The organism is Streptomyces sp. DSM 42067 (assembly GCF_055792885.1).
Genome location: NZ_CM147706.1, coordinates 395,920 through 419,070, shown reverse-complemented (window position 1 = coordinate 419,070; position 23,151 = coordinate 395,920). Strand labels below are relative to the sequence as shown.

20 protein-coding genes are annotated in these 23,151 nt (G+C 71.2%); 7 read left to right on the top strand and 13 right to left on the bottom strand.

The window, feature by feature from the left end:
- Positions 1–65: 65 nt before the first annotated feature.
- From ACSMXV_RS02220 to ACSMXV_RS02195, 6 genes are read left to right on the top strand one after another with little or no spacing between them, the layout of a single operon-like run.
- Positions 66–1,628 carry an AMP-binding protein gene (locus ACSMXV_RS02220; protein WP_473176001.1) on the top strand — a complete coding sequence of 521 codons (1,563 nt, stop codon included), beginning with the start codon at positions 66–68 and terminating at the stop codon, positions 1,626–1,628.
- A gap of 38 nt (positions 1,629–1,666) precedes the next feature.
- Positions 1,667–3,100 carry a FadD3 family acyl-CoA ligase gene (locus ACSMXV_RS02215; RefSeq protein WP_473176000.1) on the top strand — a complete coding sequence of 478 codons (1,434 nt, stop codon included), beginning with the start codon at positions 1,667–1,669 and terminating at the stop codon, positions 3,098–3,100.
- A gap of 32 nt (positions 3,101–3,132) precedes the next feature.
- A complete protein-coding gene (locus tag ACSMXV_RS02210; RefSeq protein ID WP_473175999.1) occupies positions 3,133–4,734 on the top strand; it encodes a methylmalonyl-CoA mutase family protein in 1,602 nt (533 codons plus the stop codon).
- A complete protein-coding gene (locus ACSMXV_RS02205) occupies positions 4,734–5,159 on the top strand; it encodes a cobalamin B12-binding domain-containing protein (protein WP_473175998.1) in 426 nt (141 codons plus the stop codon). The genes ACSMXV_RS02210 and ACSMXV_RS02205 overlap by 1 nt, the downstream gene beginning before the upstream one ends.
- Before the next feature lie 8 nt (positions 5,160–5,167).
- Positions 5,168–6,127: a TIGR03564 family F420-dependent LLM class oxidoreductase gene (locus ACSMXV_RS02200; protein ID WP_473175997.1), complete on the top strand. Its 960-nt coding sequence runs from the start codon at positions 5,168–5,170 to the stop codon at positions 6,125–6,127.
- Positions 6,124–7,332 carry a CaiB/BaiF CoA transferase family protein gene (locus tag ACSMXV_RS02195; RefSeq protein WP_473175996.1) on the top strand — a complete coding sequence of 403 codons (1,209 nt, stop codon included), beginning with the start codon at positions 6,124–6,126 and terminating at the stop codon, positions 7,330–7,332. Before ACSMXV_RS02200 ends, ACSMXV_RS02195 begins: the two co-directional genes overlap by 4 nt.
- A 239-nt stretch (positions 7,333–7,571) precedes the next feature.
- Here the strand turns inward: ACSMXV_RS02195 and ACSMXV_RS02190 are convergent, their stop codons facing one another.
- From ACSMXV_RS02190 to ACSMXV_RS02140, 11 genes are all read right to left on the bottom strand, one after another.
- Positions 7,572–8,357: an SDR family NAD(P)-dependent oxidoreductase gene (locus ACSMXV_RS02190; protein WP_473175995.1), complete on the bottom strand. Its 786-nt coding sequence runs from the start codon at positions 8,355–8,357 to the stop codon at positions 7,572–7,574.
- Between the two features lie 11 nt (positions 8,358–8,368).
- Positions 8,369–9,517: an acyl-CoA dehydrogenase family protein gene (locus ACSMXV_RS02185; RefSeq protein ID WP_473175994.1), complete on the bottom strand. Its 1,149-nt coding sequence runs from the start codon at positions 9,515–9,517 to the stop codon at positions 8,369–8,371.
- A gap of 28 nt (positions 9,518–9,545) precedes the next feature.
- Positions 9,546–10,691 carry a thiolase family protein gene (locus ACSMXV_RS02180; RefSeq protein ID WP_473175993.1) on the bottom strand — a complete coding sequence of 382 codons (1,146 nt, stop codon included), beginning with the start codon at positions 10,689–10,691 and terminating at the stop codon, positions 9,546–9,548.
- Entirely contained in the window at positions 10,684–11,514 is an 831-nt protein-coding gene (locus tag ACSMXV_RS02175) for an enoyl-CoA hydratase/isomerase family protein (RefSeq protein ID WP_473175992.1), read from the bottom strand. The genes ACSMXV_RS02180 and ACSMXV_RS02175 overlap by 8 nt, the downstream gene beginning before the upstream one ends.
- Positions 11,511–12,737, bottom strand: coding sequence for a CaiB/BaiF CoA transferase family protein (locus ACSMXV_RS02170; protein ID WP_473179211.1), 1,227 nt, complete (start codon positions 12,735–12,737; stop codon positions 11,511–11,513). Before ACSMXV_RS02170 ends, ACSMXV_RS02175 begins: the two co-directional genes overlap by 4 nt.
- A gap of 120 nt (positions 12,738–12,857) precedes the next feature.
- Positions 12,858–14,438 (bottom strand): FadD3 family acyl-CoA ligase, encoded by a 1,581-nt coding sequence (locus ACSMXV_RS02165; protein WP_473175991.1) that lies wholly within the window; start codon positions 14,436–14,438, stop codon positions 12,858–12,860.
- Between the two features lie 58 nt (positions 14,439–14,496).
- A complete protein-coding gene (locus ACSMXV_RS02160) occupies positions 14,497–15,636 on the bottom strand; it encodes an acyl-CoA dehydrogenase family protein (protein WP_473175990.1) in 1,140 nt (379 codons plus the stop codon).
- Between the two features lie 76 nt (positions 15,637–15,712).
- Entirely contained in the window at positions 15,713–16,699 is a 987-nt protein-coding gene (locus tag ACSMXV_RS02155; protein ID WP_473175989.1) for an acyl-CoA dehydrogenase family protein, read from the bottom strand.
- A 3-nt stretch (positions 16,700–16,702) separates the two neighbouring features.
- Positions 16,703–17,503 (bottom strand): enoyl-CoA hydratase/isomerase family protein, encoded by an 801-nt coding sequence (locus ACSMXV_RS02150; RefSeq protein WP_473175988.1) that lies wholly within the window; start codon positions 17,501–17,503, stop codon positions 16,703–16,705.
- A 159-nt stretch (positions 17,504–17,662) separates the two neighbouring features.
- Positions 17,663–18,403 (bottom strand): FadR/GntR family transcriptional regulator, encoded by a 741-nt coding sequence (locus tag ACSMXV_RS02145; RefSeq protein WP_473175987.1) that lies wholly within the window; start codon positions 18,401–18,403, stop codon positions 17,663–17,665.
- 379 nt (positions 18,404–18,782) lie between these two features.
- A complete protein-coding gene (locus ACSMXV_RS02140; RefSeq protein ID WP_473175986.1) occupies positions 18,783–19,958 on the bottom strand; it encodes an acyl-CoA dehydrogenase family protein in 1,176 nt (391 codons plus the stop codon).
- Between the two features lie 222 nt (positions 19,959–20,180).
- On the opposite strand from ACSMXV_RS02140, the gene mftR reads away from it, so the two are divergent.
- Entirely contained in the window at positions 20,181–20,798 is a 618-nt protein-coding gene (mftR, locus tag ACSMXV_RS02135) for a mycofactocin system transcriptional regulator (RefSeq protein WP_473175985.1), read from the top strand.
- Here the strand turns inward: mftR and mftF are convergent.
- Entirely contained in the window at positions 20,773–22,332 is a 1,560-nt protein-coding gene (mftF, locus tag ACSMXV_RS02130) for a mycofactocin biosynthesis glycosyltransferase MftF (RefSeq protein ID WP_473175984.1), read from the bottom strand. The genes mftR and mftF overlap by 26 nt on opposite strands.
- Entirely contained in the window at positions 22,329–23,150 is an 822-nt protein-coding gene (gene mftE, locus ACSMXV_RS02125; RefSeq protein ID WP_473175983.1) for a mycofactocin biosynthesis peptidyl-dipeptidase MftE, read from the bottom strand. The genes mftF and mftE overlap by 4 nt, the downstream gene beginning before the upstream one ends.
- Between the last annotated feature and the right edge of the window lies 1 nt (position 23,151).

The window sequence follows — 23,151 nt, the reverse complement described above, 5'->3', positions numbered from 1 at the left end:
TCCACTCGGCCAACGGCGTATGGGCCCGATGGGCTTAGTTCTCGTGCGAGAAGAGGGGTTTTGTCATGCGTACGATCCCGTCCGAGCTGGTCAAACGCTACGAGGCGGAAGGCTGGTGGACCCGGGAGACCATTGGCGATCTGCTGGCGCGGGGTCTGCGCGCCGCGCCTGACACGGAGTTCCGGGTGCACTCGGAGGTGCGGCCCTGGGCGGGGACTTTCGCCGACGTGGAGGTGATGGCGCGCCGGCTGGCCGCGGGCCTGCGCGAGCGCGGTGTCGGCCCCGGAGACGCCGTGGTGCTGCAGTTGCCCAACTGGGTCGAGGCGGCTGCAGTGTTCTGGGCGTCGGCGTTCCTCGGTGCGGTCGTCGTCCCCGTCGTCCACTTCTACGGGCCCAAGGAAGTCCGCTACATCGTGGAGGCCACACGGCCCCGCGTCTTCGTCGGCGCCGAGCGTTTCGGGCGCCTGGAGTTCCAGGACGAGCTGTGCGAGGACGTACCCGTGGTGGGCGTCGTGGGCCGCGCCACGCGGCGCCAGCCGCATATCGAACGCTTCGACGAGCTGCTCGCCGATGAGCCGCTGACCGGTCTTCTCCCCGTCGACCCCGCCTCGCCCGCGCTGATCGCCTTCACCTCGGGCACCACCCGGGACCCGAAGGGCGTCGTGCACAGCCACCAGACCCTCGGCTTCGAGACCCGTCAGCTGGCGGCCAGCTATCCGCCGGACCGCGGGCGGCAGTTCACCGTCGCACCGGTCGGCCACTTCATCGGCATGGTCAACGCCTTCCTCATCCCGGTGCTCGACGGTACGCCCGTGAACCTCGGCGACACCTGGAACCCGGGCCAGGCGCTCGCCCTGTTGGAGAGTGAGGGGCTCGTCGTCGGCGGCGGAGCCCCGTACTACATGACGAGTCTGCTGGACCATCCGGACTGCACCCCGGGGCACTTGGCGCACATGAAGTACGCCGGTATGGGCGGGGCGGCGGTCCCGTCCGCCGTGACCACCCGGCTGGAGAGCCTGGGGATCGCGCCGTTCCGCGCGTACGGCAGCACCGAGCACCCCTCGGTGACCTGCACGCCGTACGACGACCCCCCGGCGAAGCGGCTGTACACGGACGGCAACCTGCTGCCCGGTGCGGAGCTCCGGCTCACGGAGGACGGTGAGATCCTCACCCGCGGCCCGGACCTGTGCCTCGGCTACACCGACCCCGCGCTGACAGAGGCGGCCTTCGACGACGAAGGCTGGTACCACACCGGGGACATCGGCGTGCTCGACGAGGACGGCTACCTCACCATCACCGACCGCAAGGCGGACGTCATCATCCGCGGCGGCGAGAACATCAGCGCCGTGGAGGTCGAGGAGGTGCTGCTCGCCATGGAGGCGGTCGCGGAGGCCGCGGTGGTAGCCGCACCGGACCCGCGTCTGGGTGAACACGCCGCGGCCCTCGTGCGGTTGAGGCCCGGGCACGCGCTTCCGTCCATGGAGGAGATGCGCGCCCACTTCCAGCGCGCCGGCATCGCCCGGCAGAAGTGGCCGGAAGAGCTGCACGCCGTCGACGACTTCCCGCGGACGCCCAGCGGCAAGGTCAAAAAGTTCCTTCTCCGCAAGCACGTTGCGGCACCTCAGTGATGAGAATAGGATTCTCTCATTCGGCTAAGGAGGGTCTCATGGCATCGCGCTGGCGGAGCATCCCCGAGCTGGTGCTGAGCGCGGCCGACCGCTTCGGCGACGCAGAAGCCGTGGTGGACGGCCCGCTCCGCCTTACCTTCACCGAGCTCGCCGACCGGGTCCGCCGCGCCGCAGGGGCCTTCGCGGCGGCCGGTGTGAGCAAGGGCGACCGGGTCGCCGTGTGGGCTCCCAACTCGGCCGAGTGGATCATTGCCGCGTTCGGCCTGCTCACCGCCGGCGGGGTGCTCGTCCCGGTCAACACCCGGTTCCAGGACGAGGAGGCGCACGACATCGTGCGGCGCAGCGGCGCCAAGGCGCTGCTCGTCCAGAACGGTTTCCTGGACCGCGAGTTCACCGGCCCGCCCGGCGTCCCCGTGATCGACATCAAGTCGGACTTCCTCGCCTCGGGCACGCCCCTGGAGCGCGAGGTCGACGGTGACGACCTGTCCGACATCGTCTTCACCTCGGGGACCACCGGCCGCCCCAAGGGCGTCATGATGACGCACGACCAGACCCTGCGCGCGTACGCCGAGTGGTGCGACCTGGCCGGGCTGCGGCAAGGCGACCGCTATCTGATCGTCAATCCGTTCTTCCACATCTTCGGCTACAAGGCCGGCTGCGTCGCCTCCCTGATCCGCGGCGCGACCATCCTGCCCGTCGCCGTCTTCGACGTGGAACGGGTCCTCGACCTGGTGGAGGAGGAGCGCGTGACGGTGCTGCCAGGACCGCCCACCCTCTACCACTCGCTGCTCGAAGCCGGCGCCGGACGGGACCTCTCCTCGTTGCGCGTCGCCGTCACCGGCTCCGCCGACATCCCGGTGGAACTGGTCCGCAGGGTCGTCACCGAACTGCCCTTCAAGACCCTGATGACCGGGTATGGGCTGACCGAGGCGGGCACCGTCACCGCGTCCCGGCCGGGGGACCCCTTCGAGGCGATCGCGACGACCGTCGGCACCGCATGTGAGGGCTTCGAGGTCCGCGTCGCCGACGATGGCGAGGTGCTGGTGCGCGGTTACGGCGTGATGCGCGGCTACCTCGACGACCCCGAAGCCACCGCCCAGGCCATCGACGCGGACGGCTGGCTGCACACCGGCGACCTCGGGGAACTGGACGGCGACGGCAGGCTGAGGATCGTCGGCCGCAAGAAGGACATGTTCATCGTCGGCGGCTTCAACGCCTACCCCGCCGAGATAGAGGGCTTCCTGCTCGAGCACCCCGCCGTCGCACAGGTCGCCGTCGTCGGCGTACCCGACGAGCGGATGGGCCAGGTCGGCAAGGCGTTCGTGGTCCCGCGCGGCGAGGTCACCGCCGAGGAGCTGACCGCTTGGAGCCGGAAGCGGATGGCCGGGTTCAAGGTCCCCCGGTACGTGGAGTTCCGCACGGAACTGCCGCTCACCGCCACCGGAAAGGTGCTGAAGGACCAGCTGCGCTGACCGCGTCCCTACCACCAAGGAACCGCAACGCCATGAGCCACGCCTCAGACGCCTCCGACGACTCCGAGGTCCGCACCTCCTCCGGCATCCCGCTGAAACCGGTGTACACCGCGGCCGACCGGCCTGCCGAGCCGCCCGACCCGGGCGGCTTCCCCTTCACCCGCGGAAACTACCCCTCCGGCTACCGGGGCCGGCTGTGGACCCTGCGCCAGTACTCCGGCTTCGGCACCGCCGAGGAGTCCAACCGCCGCTACCGCTACCTGCTCGACCAGGGCGGCACCGGCCTGTCCGTGGCGCTCGACCTGCCCACCCAGTGCGGTTACGACTCCGACGACCCGGAGGTGGGCGATGAGGTCGGCCGGGTCGGTGTCGCCGTCGACAGCCTTGCCGACGCCGAGATCCTCTTCGACTCCATCCCGCTCGACAAGATCAGCACCAGCTTCACCATCAACGGCACCGCGGCCATCCTGCTCGCGCTCTACGTGGCCGCCGCGGAGCGCCGCGGCATCCCGCGGGCCAAGCTCACCGGCACGATCCAGAACGACATCCTCAAGGAGTACGCCTCGCGCGGCACCTGGATCTGGCCGCCCGAGCCGTCGCTGCGGCTGATCGCCGACACCATCGAGTTCTGCGCGGACCAGGTGCCCCGCTTCAACGCGATCTCCGTGGCCGGCGCCCACTTCCGCGACGCCGGCGCCAACGCCGTACAGGAGATGGCCTTCACGCTGGCCGACGGCGTCACGTACTGCGAGACCGTGCTCGAGCGCGGGCGTATGACCATCGACCAGTTCGCCCCGCAGATCTCCTTCTTCTTCTACACGCACGGCGATTTCTTCGAAGAGGTCGCCAAGTACCGTGCCGGGCGGCGGCGTTGGGCGACGCTGGTCAAGGAGCGGTTCGGCGCGAAGACCGACAAGGCGTGCATGTTCCGCTTCGGCTGCGTGGCCGGCGGGGCGTCCCTGTACGCGCCGCAGGCCCGCAACAACACCGTTCGCGTGGCCTACGAGGCGCTGGCCTCCGTACTCGGCGGTGTGCAGTCGATGTTCACCGCGGCCTGGGACGAGCCGTTCGCGCTGCCCAGCGAGGAGTCGGCCACGCTGGCGCTGCGAACCCAGCAGATCCTCGCCTACGAGACCGGTGTCACCCGCGTCGCCGACCCGCTCGGCGGCTCGTACTTCGTGGAGGCGCTCACCGACGCCACCGAGGAGCGCATCGTGCAGATCATGGACGACCTGGAGCGGCACGGCGGCATGGTGCGCGCCATCGAGGACGGATACCTGCAGGGCCTCATCGCTGACGAGGCGTACCGCACTCACCGGGACACCGAGTCCGGCGCACGGCCCGTCGTCGGCGTCAACCGCTTCACCTCCGACGACCCGCCACCGGACCTCGCGACGTACGAACTGGACGCGGAGGGCAGGGAGCGGCAGCTCAAGCGTCTGGCGCGGGTCAAGGCGGAACGCAGCGCGGCCGACGTACGCGCCCGCCTCGCGGACCTGAAGCGCGCCGCGGAAGGCTCCGCGAACCTCATGGAGCCGCTGATCGAATGCGCCCTCGCCTACTGCACGGTGGGGGAGATGTCCGACGCGCTGCGCGCGGTGTGGGGCGAGTTCCAGCAGCCGGTGGTGTTCTGATGCCGGCCCGTGTGCGCGTACTCGTCGCCAAGCCGGGCCTGGACGGCCATGACAGGGGCGCCAAGATCGTCGCGCGGGCGCTGCGGGACGCCGGGTTCGAGGTCGTCTTCACCGGAATCCGCCGCCGCGTCGACGACATCGTCGCCACCGCGGTCCAGGAGGACGTCGCCCTGGTCGGCCTCAGCATCCTGTCGGGCGCGCACGTCGCGCTCGCCCGCCGCATCGTCGAGGGGCTCCGCGCGGCCGGTGCGGAGGACATCGGCGTCGTCGTGGGCGGCACCATCCCGGCGGCCGACGTGCCGCGGCTGCAGGCGGCAGGGGCGGCCGCCGTGTATCCGACCGGAACCCCGCTGGACGAGATCGTCGCCGACATCCGCAAGCTCACCGCCTCTGCTTCTGCCTCTTCCTTTTCTGCTTCTGACTAGGGACTCTTATGCGTATCGGAGTGATGAGCGGCCCCGAGCGGGGCGACAGCGCGCGCAAGGCCGCCCGCATGGTCGATGACGCGACGTGGGCGGAGCAGGCCGGGTTCGACACCGTGTGGGTGCCGCAGGTGCCCACCGACTTCGACGCCCTCACCGCCATCGCACTCATGGGCACGGCGACGTCGCGGATCGAGATCGGCACGGCGGTCGTCCCCGTCCACGCCCAGCACCCCGTCGCGCTTGCCCGGCAGGCGCTCTCCGTGCACGCGACCATCGGCGGGCGGCTCGCGCTCGGTGTCGGGGCCTCGCACCACTGGATCGTCCGCGACATGCTGGGCCTGCCGTACGAGAAGCCCGCCGCGTATACCCGCGACTACCTGGAGGTGCTCGACTCCGCGCTGACCACCGGCACGGCTTCGGTGGACGTGGAGAACGAGACCTTCACCGTGCACAACCCGCTGGGCCTTGCCCCCGTGGCACCGCTGCCCGTCCTCGTCGCCGCGCTCGGCCCGGTGATGCTGCGCATCGCGGGCGAGCGGTCGGACGGCACCGTCCTGTGGATGGCCGACGAGCGGGCGGTGGCCGAGCACGTCGTCCCGCGCATCACCAAGGCCGCCGAGGCCGCGGGCCGCCCCGCGCCACGCATTGTGGCGGGCATCCCGGTCTGCCTGTGCGCAGCATCGCAGGTCGACGAGGCACGCGAACGCGCCAACCGCATCCTCGGCGAAGCCGAGATCTCCCCCAACTACCAGCGGCTGCTGGAGTACGGCGACGCCCGCGACGTGGGCGACCTGTGCGCGGCCGGGGACGAGGCGGCGATCGCGGCCCGCTTCAAGCGGTTCGCGGACGCGGGCGTGACGGACTTGTCGGTGCGGTTGCTGCCTATCGGCGAGGGCCGGGACGCGTTGGTCGCCTCGAAGCTGCGCACGCGCGAGGTGGTCGCGGGGATCGCGGCGGAGTTCCGGTGAACGGGGTGGGGGCGGCGGGCCGGGGCGCACGGCAGGCGGCGGACGAGGACGTGGAGTCGACCGCCGGCCAGGAGATACGGTCCGCTGCGGGCCAGGAAGCACGGTTGGCTGCGGGCCAGGAGGTACGGCCGGGGGCGGGCCACGACGCACAACCGTCGGCAGGCGCGGGCCCGCTGGCCGGCCTCCGCGTCCTGGAGGTCGGGCACATCCTCGCCGGGCCGTACGCCACCATGCTCCTCGCCGACCTCGGCGCCGAGGTCACCAAGGTGGAGCCGCCGGGCGGTGACCTGTCCCGCCAGGTCTCCGATTCCTACTTCGCCAGCCTCAACCGCGGCAAACGCTCGGTCCGCCTCGACCTGACGACCGAGGAGGGCCAGGGCCGCCTGCACGAACTCGTCCGCGAGGCCCACGCGCTGCTGGTGAATCTCAAGCCGTCCGCCATCCGCCGCTTCGGCCTCACCTACGAGGCACTGCGGCCGTACAACGAGCGCCTGGTGTGCGTGGCGCTCACCGGCTGGGGCATGGACGCGGGCGACGAACCCGCCTTCGACTACGTCGTGCAGGCCGCCACCGGCATCGCCGCGCTGACCGGCGAACCCGGCGGCCCACCGCTCCTCCCCGGCTACTCCTCCGCCGACAACTCCGCGGGTCTCACCGCCGCCCTCGGCCTGCTGGCACAGGTCGTCTCCGGGCGCGGCGGACAAGTAGAGGTCTCCCTCCGCGACGTGATGCTGTCCCAGCTCAACTACCGCGCCGCCGCCTGGCTCAATGAAGGAACCGAGCCGCGCAGACTCCCGCACGGCGCCCACTCGTACTACGTCCCGGCGCAGCTGTTCCCCACTGCCGAAGGCCACTTGGCGCTGTTCATCACCCACGACGGCTTCTGGAAAACGTTCGCCGCCGAAGCGAGGATCGAGGGCGAAGGGTTCGCGACCATGGCGGAACGTGCGGCCCGGCGCGAAGAGGTGGTGACCGCCGTGACGAGGGCGCTGGCGGCCGACACCGCGGCCGCCTGGGAGGCCCGCCTGCGCCCGCTGCGCGTCCCGGCCGCGGCCGTCCGCACGCTGCCCGAGGCGCTCACCGCCGCACCCGAAGCGGTCGTGGAGGCGGGGGGCTTCCGCCTGGTCGGCAGCCCGATTCGGGTGGCGGGCTACGACCCGTCGTACGGGGCGCCTCCCCAGCTCGGCGAGCACGGCTCGGCGTAGGGATCGCTACCGTCACGGCTTGCCAGTCTCTGTCGGCCCTGAACGCCGGGATCTGCGTCGGGCGCATGGCCGCGCCGACGGGCGTCCGCCACAAGCATGACCGTGAGCGCTTCCTCGACGTCTGCCGCAGTACCGGCACGGACAGTCACAGTGCGATCGGCTGACACCTTGTCAGAATACCGGGATCCGGCGGCGGTCAACCGTCGGCAAACCGCTCCTGGGTCCTGTCCCGGCTGACTTCAGACGCTGTAGCCGCCATCGACACCGAGGGCCTGTCCGGTGATGAAACCGGCGCGGTCCGAGGCGAGGAACGCGACCGCCTCCGCGATGTCCACGGCGTCCCCGAAGCGGCGCAGTGGGATGTTGCGCCGGGTGACTGCCAGCGCCGCCTCGTCGAGTTCGCCGGAATCGATCAGGCGCCCCGCGATGCCGTCGGTCAGCATGCCCGGTGCGACGCAGTTCACGCGGACGCCGAACCTCCCCTCCTCGGCGGCCAGCCCCCGGGCGACCGCCTCGACCGCGCCCTTCGCGCCCGACGAGAGCCCGTCACGGACCGGGAAGCGGCGGGTGGCCACGGTGGTGACGGCGACGATGTTGCCCCGGCTCTCCCGCAGCAACGGCAGCGCGGGGTGGACCAGGTTGAAGAACGCCATTGCGTCCGCCTCGAGCTGGGCGCGGTACTGGGCCGGCGTCACCTTGCTCAGATGCACCATCGGCACGTGCGGGCCCGCCGCGTAGACCAGTGTGTGCAGGCCGCCCCGGGCACCGGCCTCGCGGATCGCCGCCGCAGCGTCCTCCTCTTCGCTCAAGTCGGCCTGCACGTATGCGGCTTCGGTGCCTTCCCTTGCCGTCTCGACAGCCAGGTCGTGCGCGGCCGCCTCGTTGCTGCGGTAGGTGAACACCACGTGGCAGCCGCGCCGCGCCAGGGTGCGTACGATCGCCGCGCCGATGCCGCCGGTACCGCCCGCCACCAGTGCGACGCCCTTGCGGTCGGCGAAGTCCCCCGTCACACGTTCCTCCTCCACCGGCAAACTCCCTATAGACCAAGTGACTTGGCGATGATGACCTTCATGACCTCACTCGTCCCCGCGTAGATGCGGGTGATGCGCGCATCCGCGTACAGCCGGGCGATCGGGTACTCCCGTATGTAGCCGTAGCCGCCGAAGAGCTGCAGGCAGCGGTCCACCGCGCGAGCCTGCATCTCCGTGCAGAACAGCTTCACCTTGGCGGCGTCGGCGCCCGAGAGCATGCCCTCCACCAGTTCGCGGACGGCCCGGTCCAGCATCGTCTGCGCCGCCTCCACCTCGGCGGCGACCGCCGCCAGCTCGAACTTCGTGTTCTGGAACGAGGACAGCTCCTTGCCGAACACCGTGCGGTCCTTGACGTATGCGACCGTCGTGTCCAATGCCGCCTGCGCCTGCGCCACCGACCCCACCGCGACAGTCATCCGCTCCTGCGGGAGGTTGTGGCCGAGGTAGGAGAAGGCCTCGCCCTCCTCGCCGAGCCGGTTCGCCACCGGCACCCGCACATCGTCGAAGGCCAGCTCGACGGTGTCCTGCACCTTGATGCCGATCTTGTCGAGGACGCGGCCCCGGCTGAAGCCGGGCATCCCGTCCTCGACGACCAGCAGGGTCAGTCCGGCGCGCCGGTCGCCAGGGTCGGACGACGTCCGCGCCACCACGATCACCAGGTCCGCGAGGAGCCCGCCTGTGATGAACGTCTTGGCCCCGTTCACGACGTAGTGGTCGCCCTCGCGTACTGCCGTGGTGCGGATGCCCGCGAGGTCCGATCCGGTGCCGGGCTCGGTCATGGCGATGGCGGTCAGCAGCGTGCCGGCGGCCAGGCCGGGGAACCAGCGTTCGCGCTGCTCCTTGTTCGCGTACGCGAGGAAGTACGGCAGGATCACGTCCAGTTGGGTGCGGACGGTGCCGAGGGTGACCAGCTGGCGCGCCGCCTCCTCCTGCAGGACGACGTTGTAGCGGTAGTCGTCCAGCCCCGATCCGCCGTACTCCTCGGGGATGGCGAGGCCCATCACGCCTAGGAGGCCGAGCTGTTCGAAGATCTTGCGGGGCAGCCGCCCGGCCTTCTCCCAGTCCTCGTAGTGCGGTACCACCTCGCGGGTGATGAAGTCCCGTACGAGTCCCCGGAACGCCTCGTGGTCGGCGGTGAAGATGTCCCGCTGCACCCGTGCCCCCTCTCTACCTGTGGCTTCGTCAGGACGGCAGCTCGACGAGCGTGGCGTTGGCCGTGCCGCCGCCCTCGCACATGGTCTGCAGGCCGTAGCGGATTCCGTGCGCGCGCATGTGGTGGATCATCCGCGTCATGAGGACCGCGCCGGAGGCGCCGAGCGGGTGCCCGAGTGCGATCGCCCCGCCCAGCGGGTTGACCAGCGCCGGATCCGCGCCCGTCTCCGCCAGCCAGGCCAGCGGGATGGGCGCGAACGCCTCGTTGACCTCGAACACCCCGACCTCGTCCAGGCCGACGCCCGCCTTGCGTAGCACCTTCTCGGTCGCGGGAATCGGCCCGGTGAGCATCAGCACGGGGTCGGCGCCGGCGACCGCGCCCGCCCGGTAGCGCACCAGCGGGGTGAGGCCCAGGTCGCGCGCCTTCTCCGGGGTGGTGACCAGGAGTGCCGCGGCGCCGTCGGAGATCTGCGAGGCGTTGCCCGCGTGGATCACCCCGTCCTCCTGGAAGGACGGCTTCAGCTTGGCCAGGGTTGCCGCGCTGGTGCCGCGCCGCACTCCTTCGTCGGCCGTCACCTTCACCCCGTCGACCGGGACCGGGACGATCTCCGCATCGAACGCGCCTGCGTCCTGGGCGGCGGCGGCACGTTCGTGGGAGAGGGCCGCGAACTCGTCGAGGCGGGTGCGGTCGAAGCCCCACTTGCGGGCGATCTTCTCGGCGGAGATGCCCTGGTTGAAGGAGAAGCCGTCATAGCGGGCCAGCACGCGCGGCCCGTACGGCATCCCGCCCTCCCTTGCTGCGCCGAGCGGCACCCTGCTCATCGCCTCGACGCCGCCCGCCACCACCACCTCGTACTGCCCGGACAGCACAGCTTGGGCGGCGAAGTCCAGCGCCTGCTGGCTCGATCCGCACGCCCGGTTGACGGTCGTGCCCGGCACGCTGTCGGGCCAGCCGGCGGCGAGCACCGCGTACCGCCCGATGTTGCTGGACTGGTCGCCGACCTGCGAGACGCAGCCCCAGACCACGTCGTCGACGACGGCCGGGTCGATGCCGGTCCGCGCCACCAGCGCGTTCAGCACCAGTGCCGACAGGTCCGCGGGGTGTACCCCGGCCAGGCCGCCGTTCCGCTTCCCCACCGGGGTGCGGAGCGCCTCCACCACAACCGCTTCACGCATCGCTGCCTCCTCGTCGGGCACGGTCGCCGACGGGCACTGCCCAGGCTCCCGTGAATTTCGGTTCGCGCCGTTCGGCGTAGGCGGCGTACGCCTCCGCCACGTCACACGTCGCGAAGTTGACGGCCTGGGCCCGCGCCTCGGCGGCCAGGGCGTCCCGTAGCGTCCTGTCGGCGCCCTCGTTGAGCAGGGCCTTGTTCTGCGCCAGTGCCACCGGCGCCCCGCTCGCCAGGCGGGCGCACACGCCGTCCGTGAAGGTGTCCACCTCGTCGTCCGGTACCACCCAGGTCACCAGGTTCAGGGCGCGGGCCTGTTCGGCGTCGAGCGTCTCGGCGAGCAGTGCGAGCCGCTTGGCCTGCTGCAGCCCCACCAGTTTGGGCAGCAGCCAGGAGCCGCCCAGGTCAAGGGAGAGCCCGCGCCGCGCGAAGATCTGCGAGAACCGCGCGCCGGGCGTGGCCACCACCAGGTCGCAGCCGAGCGCCAGATTCCACCCGGCGCCGACCGCAACGCCGGTCACCTTCGCCACGGTCGGCACGGGCAGTTCGTGCAGCAGCAGGGCCACCTCGCTCAGCGCCCGCATCCGGTACGTGGGGTGCTCGGTGCGCAACCCGCCCGAGATGTCGGCGCCCGAGCAGAACGCTCCACCCGCCCCCGTGATCATGAGGACCCGTACGTCGCGGTCGTTCCCCGCCGCGGTCAAGGCGTCGCGCAGCGACCGCCACAGCTCATCGTCGATCGCGTTCCGGCGGTGCGGCCGGTTCAGGGTCAGGGTGCGTACACCGTCGCTGTCGTGGGTCAGCAGCACCGGCTCCTCGCTCACAGTCACCGCGGCTGCCCTCCGAGCGCTCCGGAGGCGCGCAGCTCGGCGATCTCCGCTTCTCCCAGGCCGAGTTCGGCAAGCACGGCCTCCGTATGGCTGCCGAGTTCCGGGACCGCGCCCATCGGTGGCTCGTAACCGGGCAGTACCGGCGGCGGCAGCAGCGCGGGCGTCGGCCCGCCCGGTGTGGCGATCTCGCGCCAGCGGTCGCGGGCGGTCAGCTGCGGGTGGTCGAGTACCTCGCTCGGCGTGTTGAGCTTGGCGTTGCCGATCCCGGCGGCGTCCGCCGCGGACTGGATGCGTTCCAGCGTCCGTCCCGCGCACCAGCCACCGATCTCCCGGTCCAGCAGCTCCCGCCGGGCGACCCGGTCTGCGGTCGTACGCAGCCGCTCGTCGTCCGCAAGATCCGGGCGCTCCAGTAGGTCGCGGGCGAAGCGCTGCCACTCGCGGTCGTTGGTGGTGCCCAGCACCACGGTGTGCCCGTCTGCGGTCTGGTACGCCCCGTACGGTGCGACCGCCGGGGAGCCCATGCCGACCGGCTGCTGGTCGACGCCGGTGTGCCGGGTGTACGTCAGGGGGTACCCCATGAGCTCGGCCATGGTGTCGAACATGCTTACCGATGCCGTGGCGGGGGAGCGGCTGCGCCCCTGCGCCCGCTCGTGCAGCAGTGCCACGACGGACAGTGCCGCGTACAGGCCGGTGCAGACGTCCGCCGCGGGCGGCCCTGGCTTGGCCGGTGTGCCGGGCAGCCCGGTGATCGCGCAGGCGCCGGACTCGGCCTGGACCAGCAGGTCGTAGGCCCGTTTGTGGGAGAGCGGTCCGCCGGGCCCGTAACCGTCGATGTCCACGCTGATCAGGTCGGGGTGACGTACGGCCAGGTCGGCGGTGGAGAGGCCGAGTTTCGCCGCCGCGCCGGGCGCGAGGTTCGAGACGAACACGTGGGCGCGGTCCAGCAGCCGGTGGAGCACCTCCGAGCCGGCGGACGATTTCAGATCCAGGGTCACCGACTCCTTGCCCCGGTTCACCCACACGAAGTGCGCGGCCAGGCCGTGCACCGCGTCGTCGTAGTACCGGGTGAAGTCGCCCCCGTGCGGGCTCTCGATCTTGATGACCCGCGCGCCGAGATCGCCCAGCGTCCGGGTGCACATCGGGGCCGAGACCGCCTGCTCCAGTGAGATCACGGTGATTCCCGACAGCGGCCCGCCCGCGGATTCGTCCGCACCGTCCGACAGCGGCCCGCCCGCGGAGTCGTCCGTACCGCCCGACAGCGGCCTGGCCGAGGAGGCCTCCGTACCGCCGTCCTGCGTGCTCGTCACGCTCTTTCTCCCTCCCAGGTGCGCGAGCCCGCGCGCTCAGTCGTTCGCGAACCGTGCCCGGAGCTGGTCCTTGAGCACCTTCTGGCTTGCGTTGCGCGGCAGTTCGCCGACGATGCGGACGTGCCGCGGCACCTTGAAGTTGGCCATGTGGGCGCGCGCCCACGCGATGACGTCCGCCTCGGTCGTCTGGTGGCCGGGCTTGAGGACCACGAAGGCGCAGCCGACCTCGCCGAGTCGCTCGTCCGGTACGCCGACCACCGCGGCCTGCTGGACCGGTTCGCAGCCGAGCAACAGTTTCTCGATCTCGGCGGGGTAGGCGTTGAAGCCGCCGACGATGTACATGTCCTTCTTGCGGTCGACGATCGACAGGTTGCCGTCCGCGTCGAGCACGCCGATGTCGCCGGTGTGCAACCAGCCGTCCGGGTCGAACGCCGCCGCCGTGGCCTCGGGGTCCTCCCAGTAGCCGCGGGTCACGGTGTAGCCGCGCACCTGGATCTCGCCCGGCTCGCCGGCGGGCAGGGCGCGCCCCTGGTCGTCCGCGATCCGCACCTCCACGTCCGGGATCGCGCGTCCGGTGGTACGCGCCACAGTCGGGGCGTTGTCCCCGATCCGGGTGGTCGTCGCCAGGGCTGACGCCTCGGTGAGGCCGTAGGCGCTCATCACGATGTCGAAGGACAGGTCGTCCTTCATGGCGTGGATGAGCTGCTCCGGGATGGTAGTGCCGCCCGTCATCGATACTCGCAGCGAGGACACGTCGAGCGCGCGCCTGCGCGGATGGTTGATCAGGTCCTGGAAGATCGTCGGCGGCCCGAGCAGGATGCTGACCTTCTCCCTGCTGATCAGCTCCAGTGCCTGGCCCGCGTCGAAGAGCCGCATGGGGATCACGGTGACGCCGTGGATCAGCGACGCAAGCCAGCCCGCCTTGTAGCCGAAGCAGTGGAAGAACGGCGGGATCACAAGGAAGGTGTCGGATTCCGTGAAGGTGTACTCCTCGGACATCCAGCCGTAGGCGCGCAGCGACTGGCCGTGGGTGAGGATCACGCCCTTGGGGTGGCCGGTGGTCCCGGACGTGAACATCACGTCGGAGATGTCGTCGGGGGTCAGGCGGTCGACGGCGGCGTTCGCCTCGGCGTCGGACACGCTCTCGCCACGGTTGAGAAAGCCCGGCCAGTCCAGGTCCGCCGCCCCCCGCGGGCCGAGGATCGACACGGTGGTGCGCAGCGCGGGCAGCTCCGGGTCCTCCTTGAGCAGGTCGTCGATGTAGTCGGTACCGAGGAACGACGACGCGAAGAGCGCCTTCGCCTCCGACTTGCGCAGGATGTACGAGAGTTCGGCCGCCTTGAAGCGGGTGTTGAGAGGGACCACGATGCCCCCGGCGCCCTGGATGCCGAGTGCGGCGACGATCCACTCCGCGGAGTTGGGCGCGCACAGGCCCACCCGGTCGCCCGGCCCGATGCCGAGCGCGAGCGCAGCCCGCACGGAGCGCACCATCTGCCGCTCCAGCTCTCGGAAGCTCCAGCGGAGGTCACCGTCGACGAGGGCCGGCGCGTCGCCGAAGCGCTGGGCGGCGCGCCGTATGACGTGCGGGATGCTGCGGTACTCCTGGTCGTATCGCATGGTCGGCTCCGATCGGCTGAACGCTGGGGTGCTGCGGAACCCCGCGAGGGAATGCGGCCTATCCCGCCGACGGCAGGCGCAGCAGGCGCTTGGCGATGATGTTCCGCTGGATCTGCGAGGTGCCGCCGTACACGGAGGCGGCCCGCGAGTAGAGGTACTCGCCGAACACCTCGCCGCCCTCGCGGAACAGCTCCTCGGGAAGCACCTTGAGCGCCGTCTCGTACAGCCGCTGCTCGGTGCGGGTCATCAGCAGCTTGTCGACGGACGACTCCGGGCCCGCGCCCTGCCCGGCCAGGCGTTCGGCGGTGCGGCGGCGGGCGTGGGCTACCAGCACCTGGTAGTCGGCGACGCACCGGCCGACCGCCGAGACCATCCCGTCCGGGGGGTCGTCCCGGCGGTCCTGGAGCGCCTGCCGCAGGCGTTCCAGGAGCAGTCCGTACTTGGAGAGGTGGCCGGTGTCGAGGGCGTTGCGCTCGTAGTTGACGGTGGTCATGGCGAGCGGCCAGCCGTCGCCTTCGGAACCGATGCGCTCGTCCTCCTCGATCCGCACGTCGTCGAGGAACAGTTCGCAGAACTCGTCGTCACCGTTTGCGGCGCGCAGCGGCCGTACGGTCACGCCTTCGCGGTCCAGCGGGAGGACGAAGGCCGAGATGGAGGAGTGCGCAGGCGCGGACCGGTCGGTGCGGGCGAGCAGCAGGCAGTAGTCCGAGTACTGGGCGTAGCTGGTCCACAGTTTCTGGCCGCGGACCGTGTAGTGGCCGTCGTGCCGTTCGGCGTACGTGCTCATCCCGGCCAGGTCCGAGCCGGCGCCGGGTTCGCTGAAGCCCTGGCACCACACGTCGTCACCGGACAGCATCCGTGGCAGCAGCCGCAGCCGCTGCTCCTCGGAGCCGAACTCCAGCAGGGCGTGGGCGAGGTAGCCGATGCGCGGGACGCCGGGGGCGCGGCAGGCGCCCAGCTCGTCGCTGACTGCTACCTGGTGCAGCGCGGTCAGGCCGCGTCCGCCGTAGAGCTCGGGTACGTCCAGGCCGACCCAGCCGCCCGCGTGGAGCTGACGGTGCCAGCGGTGCAGGAACACCGCCGTCGGCTCGTCCGGCAGCCGCTCGGGCAGCGGGTTCGCGGCCAGCCAGGCGCGGAACTCGCGGCGCAGCTGCTCGAGGTCGGCCGGATCGCCGAAGTCCAGCGGGTCATCGGTCACGGCGCCTCCTCGGGAGGTCGTGTTTGCTCGGGAGTTCATGTCTGGTGTCGTCCGGTGTCACTGCTGCCCGGGCGAGTCATGCCTGCGCCGGCGCGGCGAGTACGGGCAGCAGGTCCGCGGAACGGGCCAGCCCGGTGGCGCCGAGCAGGACCCGGCGCAGATACAGGTGGGCTGTGTGCTCCCAGGTCTGTGCGATGCCGCCGAACACCTGCATCCCGGTGTAGACCGCCTCGACGGCAGACTCGTTCGCCTCGGCCTTCGCCACGCGTGCGGCGGCGAGGGCGGCTTCGGGCGGCGCGTGGTCGAGGCACCAGGCCGCGTACCGGACGGCGCTCGTGCAGGCTTCCACGGCGACGGTGGCGTCGGCGAGCAGGTGCTGCACGGCCTGGAAAGAGCCGATAGGACGCCCGTACTGGGTGCGTTCGCGGGCGTAGTCAGTGCTCTGCGCGAGGAATGAGCGGGCGCCGCCCACCAGTTCACTGGTGACCATCACGAGCGCCCACGCCTGCCAGTACTGCCGACGTTCGGCATCGAGTCGCCCGAGGACGGCGGGAGGGGCGTCGGAGCGCAGGGCGCGGACGGTGCGCAGCGGGTCGGTGGTCGGGGTAGGGGTGCCAAGGCCGGACCAGCGCACTGTGTCGTCGTCCGCGACCCACAGCGCCCCGTCGGCGCCCTGGCAGTCCCAGCCCACCAGGTCCGCACCGTCCGTGGTGCCACGGCCCGGAAGCCGCAGGTCGCGTGCGAGCGCGACGGTCGGCACACCCTCGTACGCCACTGGGCCGCCGTCGGCCTCCAACAGCCGCAGCAGCTCCGGGGCCAGCAGCACGGTCCCGAGGAAGGACGTGGCCAGCGGATACCGGCCGTGTTCCTCGGCGAGCAGCGCGCACTCCTGCGCGGTGGCCGACGGCGGTGTGGACGCACGCAGCTCGGCCAGGCCGAGCGCGTCCAGCGCCTGCTGCGCGGCCGCCCGGTCGGCGGGCTTCACCTCTGCCGAAGCACATCGGTACCGCTCGGCGAAGGCCCGCAGCGCCTCGCGTACCAGCCGGAACTCCTCCGCCTCCACGCTCTACGCCTCCTGGGTCTCGGACGCGCGGCTCTTGGCGCCGGACGCCAGCTTGCTGACGATCTGCAGGTATTCGGGGCTCGCCATGGTGGACTGCTCGGCCATCAGCGCCGCCTCCATGCCGCCGCGGGACACCTGCTCCACCACCACGGCGAGCGCCGCCTTGGTGGCGCGCAGCGCCTGGGCGGGCTGGGCGGCCAACCGGTGCGCCAGCGCCAGCGCCTCGCGTTCCAGCTCGGCGGCGGGGACCACACGGTTGGCCAGACCCAGCTCGACGGCCTTCGCGGCCGGTATGCGGTCGCCGGTGAACAAGTACTCCTTTGCCCGCAGCAGACTGGTGAGCAGCGGCCACAGGGTGACCCCGCCGTCGCCCGCCACCAGTCCGACCGACACATGCGGATCGGCGAGGTAGGCGTCGTCCGCCATCAGGACGAGGTCGCAGCCGAGTGCGAGGCTGCAACCAAGGCCGACCGCTGGTCCGTTCACGGCCGCGACGACCGGCAGCGGGAAGCGGATCATCTCCGTCTGGATCGCCCGGTCAAGGCGGATGGAGCGGTCCCGAAGCGCGGGGTCGCTGTGGTGGCGCAGCAGGTGGCCGAAGTCGCCGCCGGCGCTGAAGGCGCGGCCGGCGCCGGTCAGCACCACGGCGCGGGCCGCGTCGTCGGCCGCGAGCTCGCGCCACACCTCCGCAAGGCGGCGGTGGAGCTCTTCGGACACGCCGTTCAGCTGGTCTGGTCGATTGAGCGTGACGATACGGACGTCGCCGTCCGCGGTCACGGTCAGGACGGAGCTTTCGTCGCCCATGGGACCCCATCTCCGGAAGCCGTCCGGCGGCCGTGCAGCCACCGCAACCTCAGCTCACGCTAAAGGTCAGACCGAATAGGTGTCAATGCTCTTACCGCTTAGTGTAAACGGGGTTCTCGCATATGTGCCTGCCTCGTCGCGTGAACGGCCGGCGCAAGGTCAGTCGGCCTCTGGCGGGGCCAACTCGCCCTCCGTACCTGCCAGGTCGAGGCTCTCCCGGGAGTCGACCCGCGCGGCGGCCCGCGCGAAGCCGCAGACGTGGCGCTCCATGCGCCGTCTGGCCGCGGCGGGGTCGCCATCCCGGATCGCCTTCGTGATGCTCGCGTGGGCCCGCGCGGTGATGGCGCGGATCTCCGTGTCCATGAACTGCTGGATGTCGGTCGCGGCGTAGATCGACTGCGACAGGGCGCTCATGAACCCGATGAGCAGCTCGTTCCCCGAGGCCCGCGCGACCGCCGTGTGCCAGCGCACGTTGGCGCGCAGGAAGCGCGGGATGTCCTCGCCCGCCTCGACCAGTTCCGTGTGCGTCGCGTCCAGCTCCGCGAGGTCGTGGTCCGTGCGCCTGCCGGCCGCCAGCGCGGCGCACGCGGGCTCCATGGCCTCGCGGGTCTCGTGCAGGGCGTCCAGCCGGATCTGCTGGCCCCGGATCACCAACTGCACCGTGTTCGCCAGCGATTGGTGGTCGGGGCGGTGTACGAAGGCCCCGCCACCGCGTCCCGGTCTGATGCGCAGCAGCCGCTCCACTTCCAGGATGCGCAGGGCCTCCCGGACGGTGGCGCGGCTCAGTCCGGTCTGCTCCACGAGCTGCCGCTCCGGCGGGAGCGGCATCCCCTCGGGGAACTCGCCGGACAGGATCCGCTCGCGTACCTCGGCGGCCAGCACGTCCGACGCCTTGGGCACGCTCAGGGCATCGAAGCGTGCTCTCGAGCGGTCGGGCGTGCCACGTCCTGCGGGTGCCGGGGAGGGGGGCTCGGCGCTGTGCACGGGTTCATGCCTTTCGGGTTTGTCGCGGCCGCGGTCCCACGGGCCACGGTCCGGCCCGGGGTGCGGGCTCCGGCTGAACCATTCAACAACTGTCGGTCTAGGCCCTGTCGTCAAACTCCCGCCGTCCGCCCGAAGGGCGGGCCCCGCGGCGTCTGGTGCGTGCGATCGCAAGGCGCCGGAAAGTCCTCGCAGCGGAGCTACTAGGGCTTTTCGGCAACGCGGCGAGCGTGCGTGCCAGACGCCGCGGGGCAGGCGGGAGTTTGACGACAGGGCCTAGGGCGGGGTGGTCCGCCCGTCAGTAGCTCCTCGGCATGCCCAGCACGTGCGACCCCAGATAGTTGAGGACCATCTCCTGGCTGATCGGTGCGATCTTGAGGAGGCGGGCCTCCCGGAAGTACCGCGCGACGGCGTACTCCTCGGCGTATCCCATGCCGCCATGGGTCTGCAGCGCTCGGTCGGCGGCGGCGAAACCGGCGTCCGCGCACAGGTACTTGGCGGTGTTCGCCTCGCGCCCGCATGGCTGACCGTTGTCGTAGAGCCAGGTGGCCTTCCGCAGCACGAGCTCGGCGGCGTCCAGCCGGGCCAGCGAGTCCGCAAGCGGAAACTGGATGCCCTGGTTCATCCCGATCGGCCGGCCGAACACCACGCGCTCCCCGCCGTACTTGACCGCCCGGTCGAGCGCGACCCGGCCGAGCCCGAGCGCCTCGGCGGCGATCAGCATCCGCTCGGGGTTGAGGCCGTCGAGGAGATAGCGGAAGCCCTCGCCCTCCTCGCCGACCCGGTCCTCGACGGGCACCCTCAGGCCGTCGATGAACACCTCGTTCGAAGTGACCGCGTTCCGGCCCATCTTGGGGATCGGACGGATGTCGACGTGGCTGCGGTCCAGATCGGTCAGGAACAGCGTCATGCCGTCCGTCTTCCGTGCCACCTCGTCGATCCGCGACGTGCGCGTCAGCAGCAGGATCTTCTCCGACTCCATGGCCTTCGAGATCCACACCTTGCGTCCGTCCACCACGTAGTGGTCGCCCTCGCGGCGTGCGAACGTGGTGATGCGTGACGTGTCAAGACCCGCGCCCGGTTCGGTCACGCCGAAGCAGACGTGCAGGTCGCCGTTTGCGATCCGGGGCAGCGTACGCCGCTTCAGTTCCTCCGAGCCGTGCACCACCACGGGGTGCATGCCGAAGATGGACAGGTGGATGGCGCTCGCGGCGTTCATGCCACCGCCCGAGCGCGCGACCTCTTCGAGCAGCAGGGTCGCCTCGGTGATGCCGAGGCCGTGGCCCCCGTACTCCTCGGGAATCGTCAGACCCAGCCAGCCGCCGCCCGCGACGGCGGCGTAGAACTCGGCCGGGAACTCGTGGTCCCGGTCCTTCTGCATCCAGTAGTGGTCGTCGAATTCGCGGACGAGTCCGGCGACGGCTTTGCGGATCGTTTCCTGGTCTTCGGTGAGTTGAAAGTCCACGGTACGCATGCCTCCGCAGCCTGGGGGCACCTCCCAGGCCCTTAAGGCACTGGGGGAGTGTGTGAAACATATCAAAGGTCAGACCGAAATAGTAGAGGAGGTGTGGCAGTTACGTTCGTCGTTCGCCAGGCCGGTGGCACCGGGCAAGCGGCGCACTCCCGCCGTCACGCTGGCGTATGTTGTTGGCGCCGCGCCGCATCACGGGACGGTCGCCCGGGGAAGGGAGAGCGTGTGGAGCCGCCTTCGAGCACCCTCATCGCCGGCACTCCGGCCAGGAGCGGGCGCCCGCGTGCCACGTCGCGGGCCGACCTGGAGCGGTTGGGCTTCGAGCTGTTCGCGCGGCAAGGGTTCGACGAGACCACCGTCGACGACATCGCCGGCGCCGCCGGCATCAGCCGACGCACCTTCTTCCGCTACTTCGCGTCGAAGAACGACCTGGTGTGGGGCGACTTCGAGCAGCAGCTGGCCAGGCTGCGAGACCTGCTGGACGCGGCAGACGCGAACACTCCGGTCATGGACGCCCTGCGGGAGGCCGTCGTCGAGTTCAACCGGTACGACGCCACCGATGTGCCGTGGCATCGGCAGCGCATGCAACTCATCCTGACCGTGCCCACCCTCCAGGCCGACGCCACCCTGCGCTATGCCTCGTGGCGCGCGATCGTCACCGAGTTCGTGGCGAAGCGCATGGGTCTGCCGACCTCCGAGGTGTTGCCCCGGCTCTTCGGATACACCTTGCTTGCTGCGGCGATCGCCGCCTACGAACACTGGCTGGCCGATGAGGAAGCCCAGTTGGGCGATCTGCTCGACCTGGCCATTCGGCAGGTCACCGACGGACTCGGCGCGGCTTAGCCCGACGCGCCGGCTGCTGCCCTGTCACGGACGTCGGCGGCTGCTGCCCTGTCACGGTTGTGTCTCCCATGGAGGGGAGTGCTGTCGTGGTGGGCTGCCGTTGTGCGCCCTTGCGGGTCATGACGATGCGGGGGCGCAGGGCAGCCGTGGAGCGGCCTCTGAGGGCGGAGATCCAGACGCCCGCACCATAGGCGAGGTCGTCGAGACGGCGGGCGATGCCGTACCGGATGGGGTCCAGGCGGTTGGTGCCGCCGCGGTATTCGAGGGCGATGTCGGTGATGGCTGCAAGGGCCGTGGCGCGGCGGATGCGGCGTGAGGCCAGGCATCCGACGGCGGTGAGCGGCCACCAGTGGCGGGTCAGCAGCGCCGACCCCTGGGCGAGGGCGGACACGGCGCCATCGGCAGAGAGCCGCGCCGCATGTCGGACCGGGTGCTCGGTGCTCGTCAGCTTCCTTGCGATACGGGCGGTGGCGACGGCCCAGACGGATCCGGCCACGGGGAGGGACCAGCGGCGCTGGGCGAGCAGGGTGAGGACCAGCGCGGTGCTCCACGGGGCGAACACGGCCGGGGCGATGCTCTCGGGATGGCGCTCCGCGAGGGGGTGCGCGCCCGTGCCGTAGACGGCCTTGCGCTGGAACCAGTCGCCGAGGCCGACCCGGTGCTCGTGGGCGGCCTCGACGAATGGTTCGTACCGAATGCGCCAGCCTTTCCGGACCAGGCGCCAGCACAGGTCGACGTCCTCGCCCACACGCATCCGCTCGTCGAAGCCCCCGCCATCGGTCAGTACGTCGACGCGGGCGACCGCGCATGCACTGGGCGCCCAGGAGACCGGTGTGCCGGGACGGACAGCGGCCGGGTGCGCCCCCAGGTCGAGGGAGGACCGGGTGCTTTCGTAGCGGCCGAGCCAACGGGAGGACTCGGAGGTGACCAGGCCGGTGATCCTGGGCACCGCCATGGCGACTCGGGGATCGGCGAAATGCCGCAGCAGAGTGGGCACCGTGTCCGGCGACAGCACGATGTCCGAGTCGACGAAAGCCACATAGGGCGTGGTGACGAGGCGCAGCCCGGCGTTGCGGGCACCCGCCGGTCCGAGGTTGACGGTCAAGGGGACCAGGCGCGCGCCGTGCTCCGCGGCGACGGCTGCGACGAGGTCGAGGCGGCGCGAGGCGTCGTCCACCACGATGACCGGACTGCCCGCGGGGATGCTGGCCAGGAGTCGGGCGAGTTCCTGGGGGCGGTCGCGCACCGGGATCACGTACGTACAGTCCGGGTCCGGGGCGCCCCCGTTGCCGGATGCGGGATGCGCTGGCAGGGCTTCGACGACCGGGTTGGCCAGGCCGGTCTCCAGCAGGCGGTCGGCGAGCACAGCGCTTGCCGCATCCCGCACGCGCACCGTGCGCCCTGACAACAGCGGTCGCGCACGGGCGCTGAGCCGGAGCAGCCGGGTCGGGTTGCCGCCGAGGACGGCCCGGCCGTCGTCGATGACACGGGTGTGCCGGTCGAGGGTGACCACGAAGCCGTGGGGAAGCGTCATGGGTGCGCCGCCTTCTTCCGAGGAGCGGGTGGTACGAGGATGCTCGGGGCCGATGGGCACGGCGGTGCGGAAGAATCGCCCGTGCCGACGAGGCGGCCTCGGGACGCAGTTCGACCTGCCGCGATACGGCGTACCGCGGCAGAAACCATGGCCTCCAGCGCGGCACGTCCCTCCTCGGCCGAGGCACCGGTCGGGTCGCCGAGCACGCCGGAGGGCGAAACGGCCCGTACGCCACGGGCCATCAGCTCCGGCATGACGACAGCCAGAGGCCGGGTGTCGCCGACGGCCGCCTCGGACAGACGGACATCGCCGGGTGCCAGGTACAGCATCAACGAGGTCTCCGCACGGCCGGCGTGCGCGTCGCCGCCGGGTGTCTCGCAGCCGAGCCACGACACATCGTGGCCCTCGCTGCGGAGTTGGCCGACGGCCGCGTCCAGCGTGGGCACATTGCCGCCGTGGCCGTTGACGAAGACGATACGGCCGGCCCACAGCGACAGCGACCGCACGGTCTCCACAAGGACGACGCGCAGCGCCTCATGCCCGATGGAGACCGTCCCCGCGAAGCCCGCGTGCTCGCCGCTGGCCCCGTAGGCGATGGTCGGTGCCAGCAGCACGGGACGGTCCGGCCTTGCGAACCCCAGCTGTTCGGCTGCCAACTGTGCTACGGACTGGGCAATGACGCTGTCCGTGTTCAACGGCAGGTGCGGCCCGTGTTGCTCGGTCGAGCCGACGGGGACCAGCACCAGCGCGTCGGCCGGAACGGCCGGCCACACCGAGCGACCCAGCTCCTCCGCCTGCCCTTGGGTGAGCGATGACACT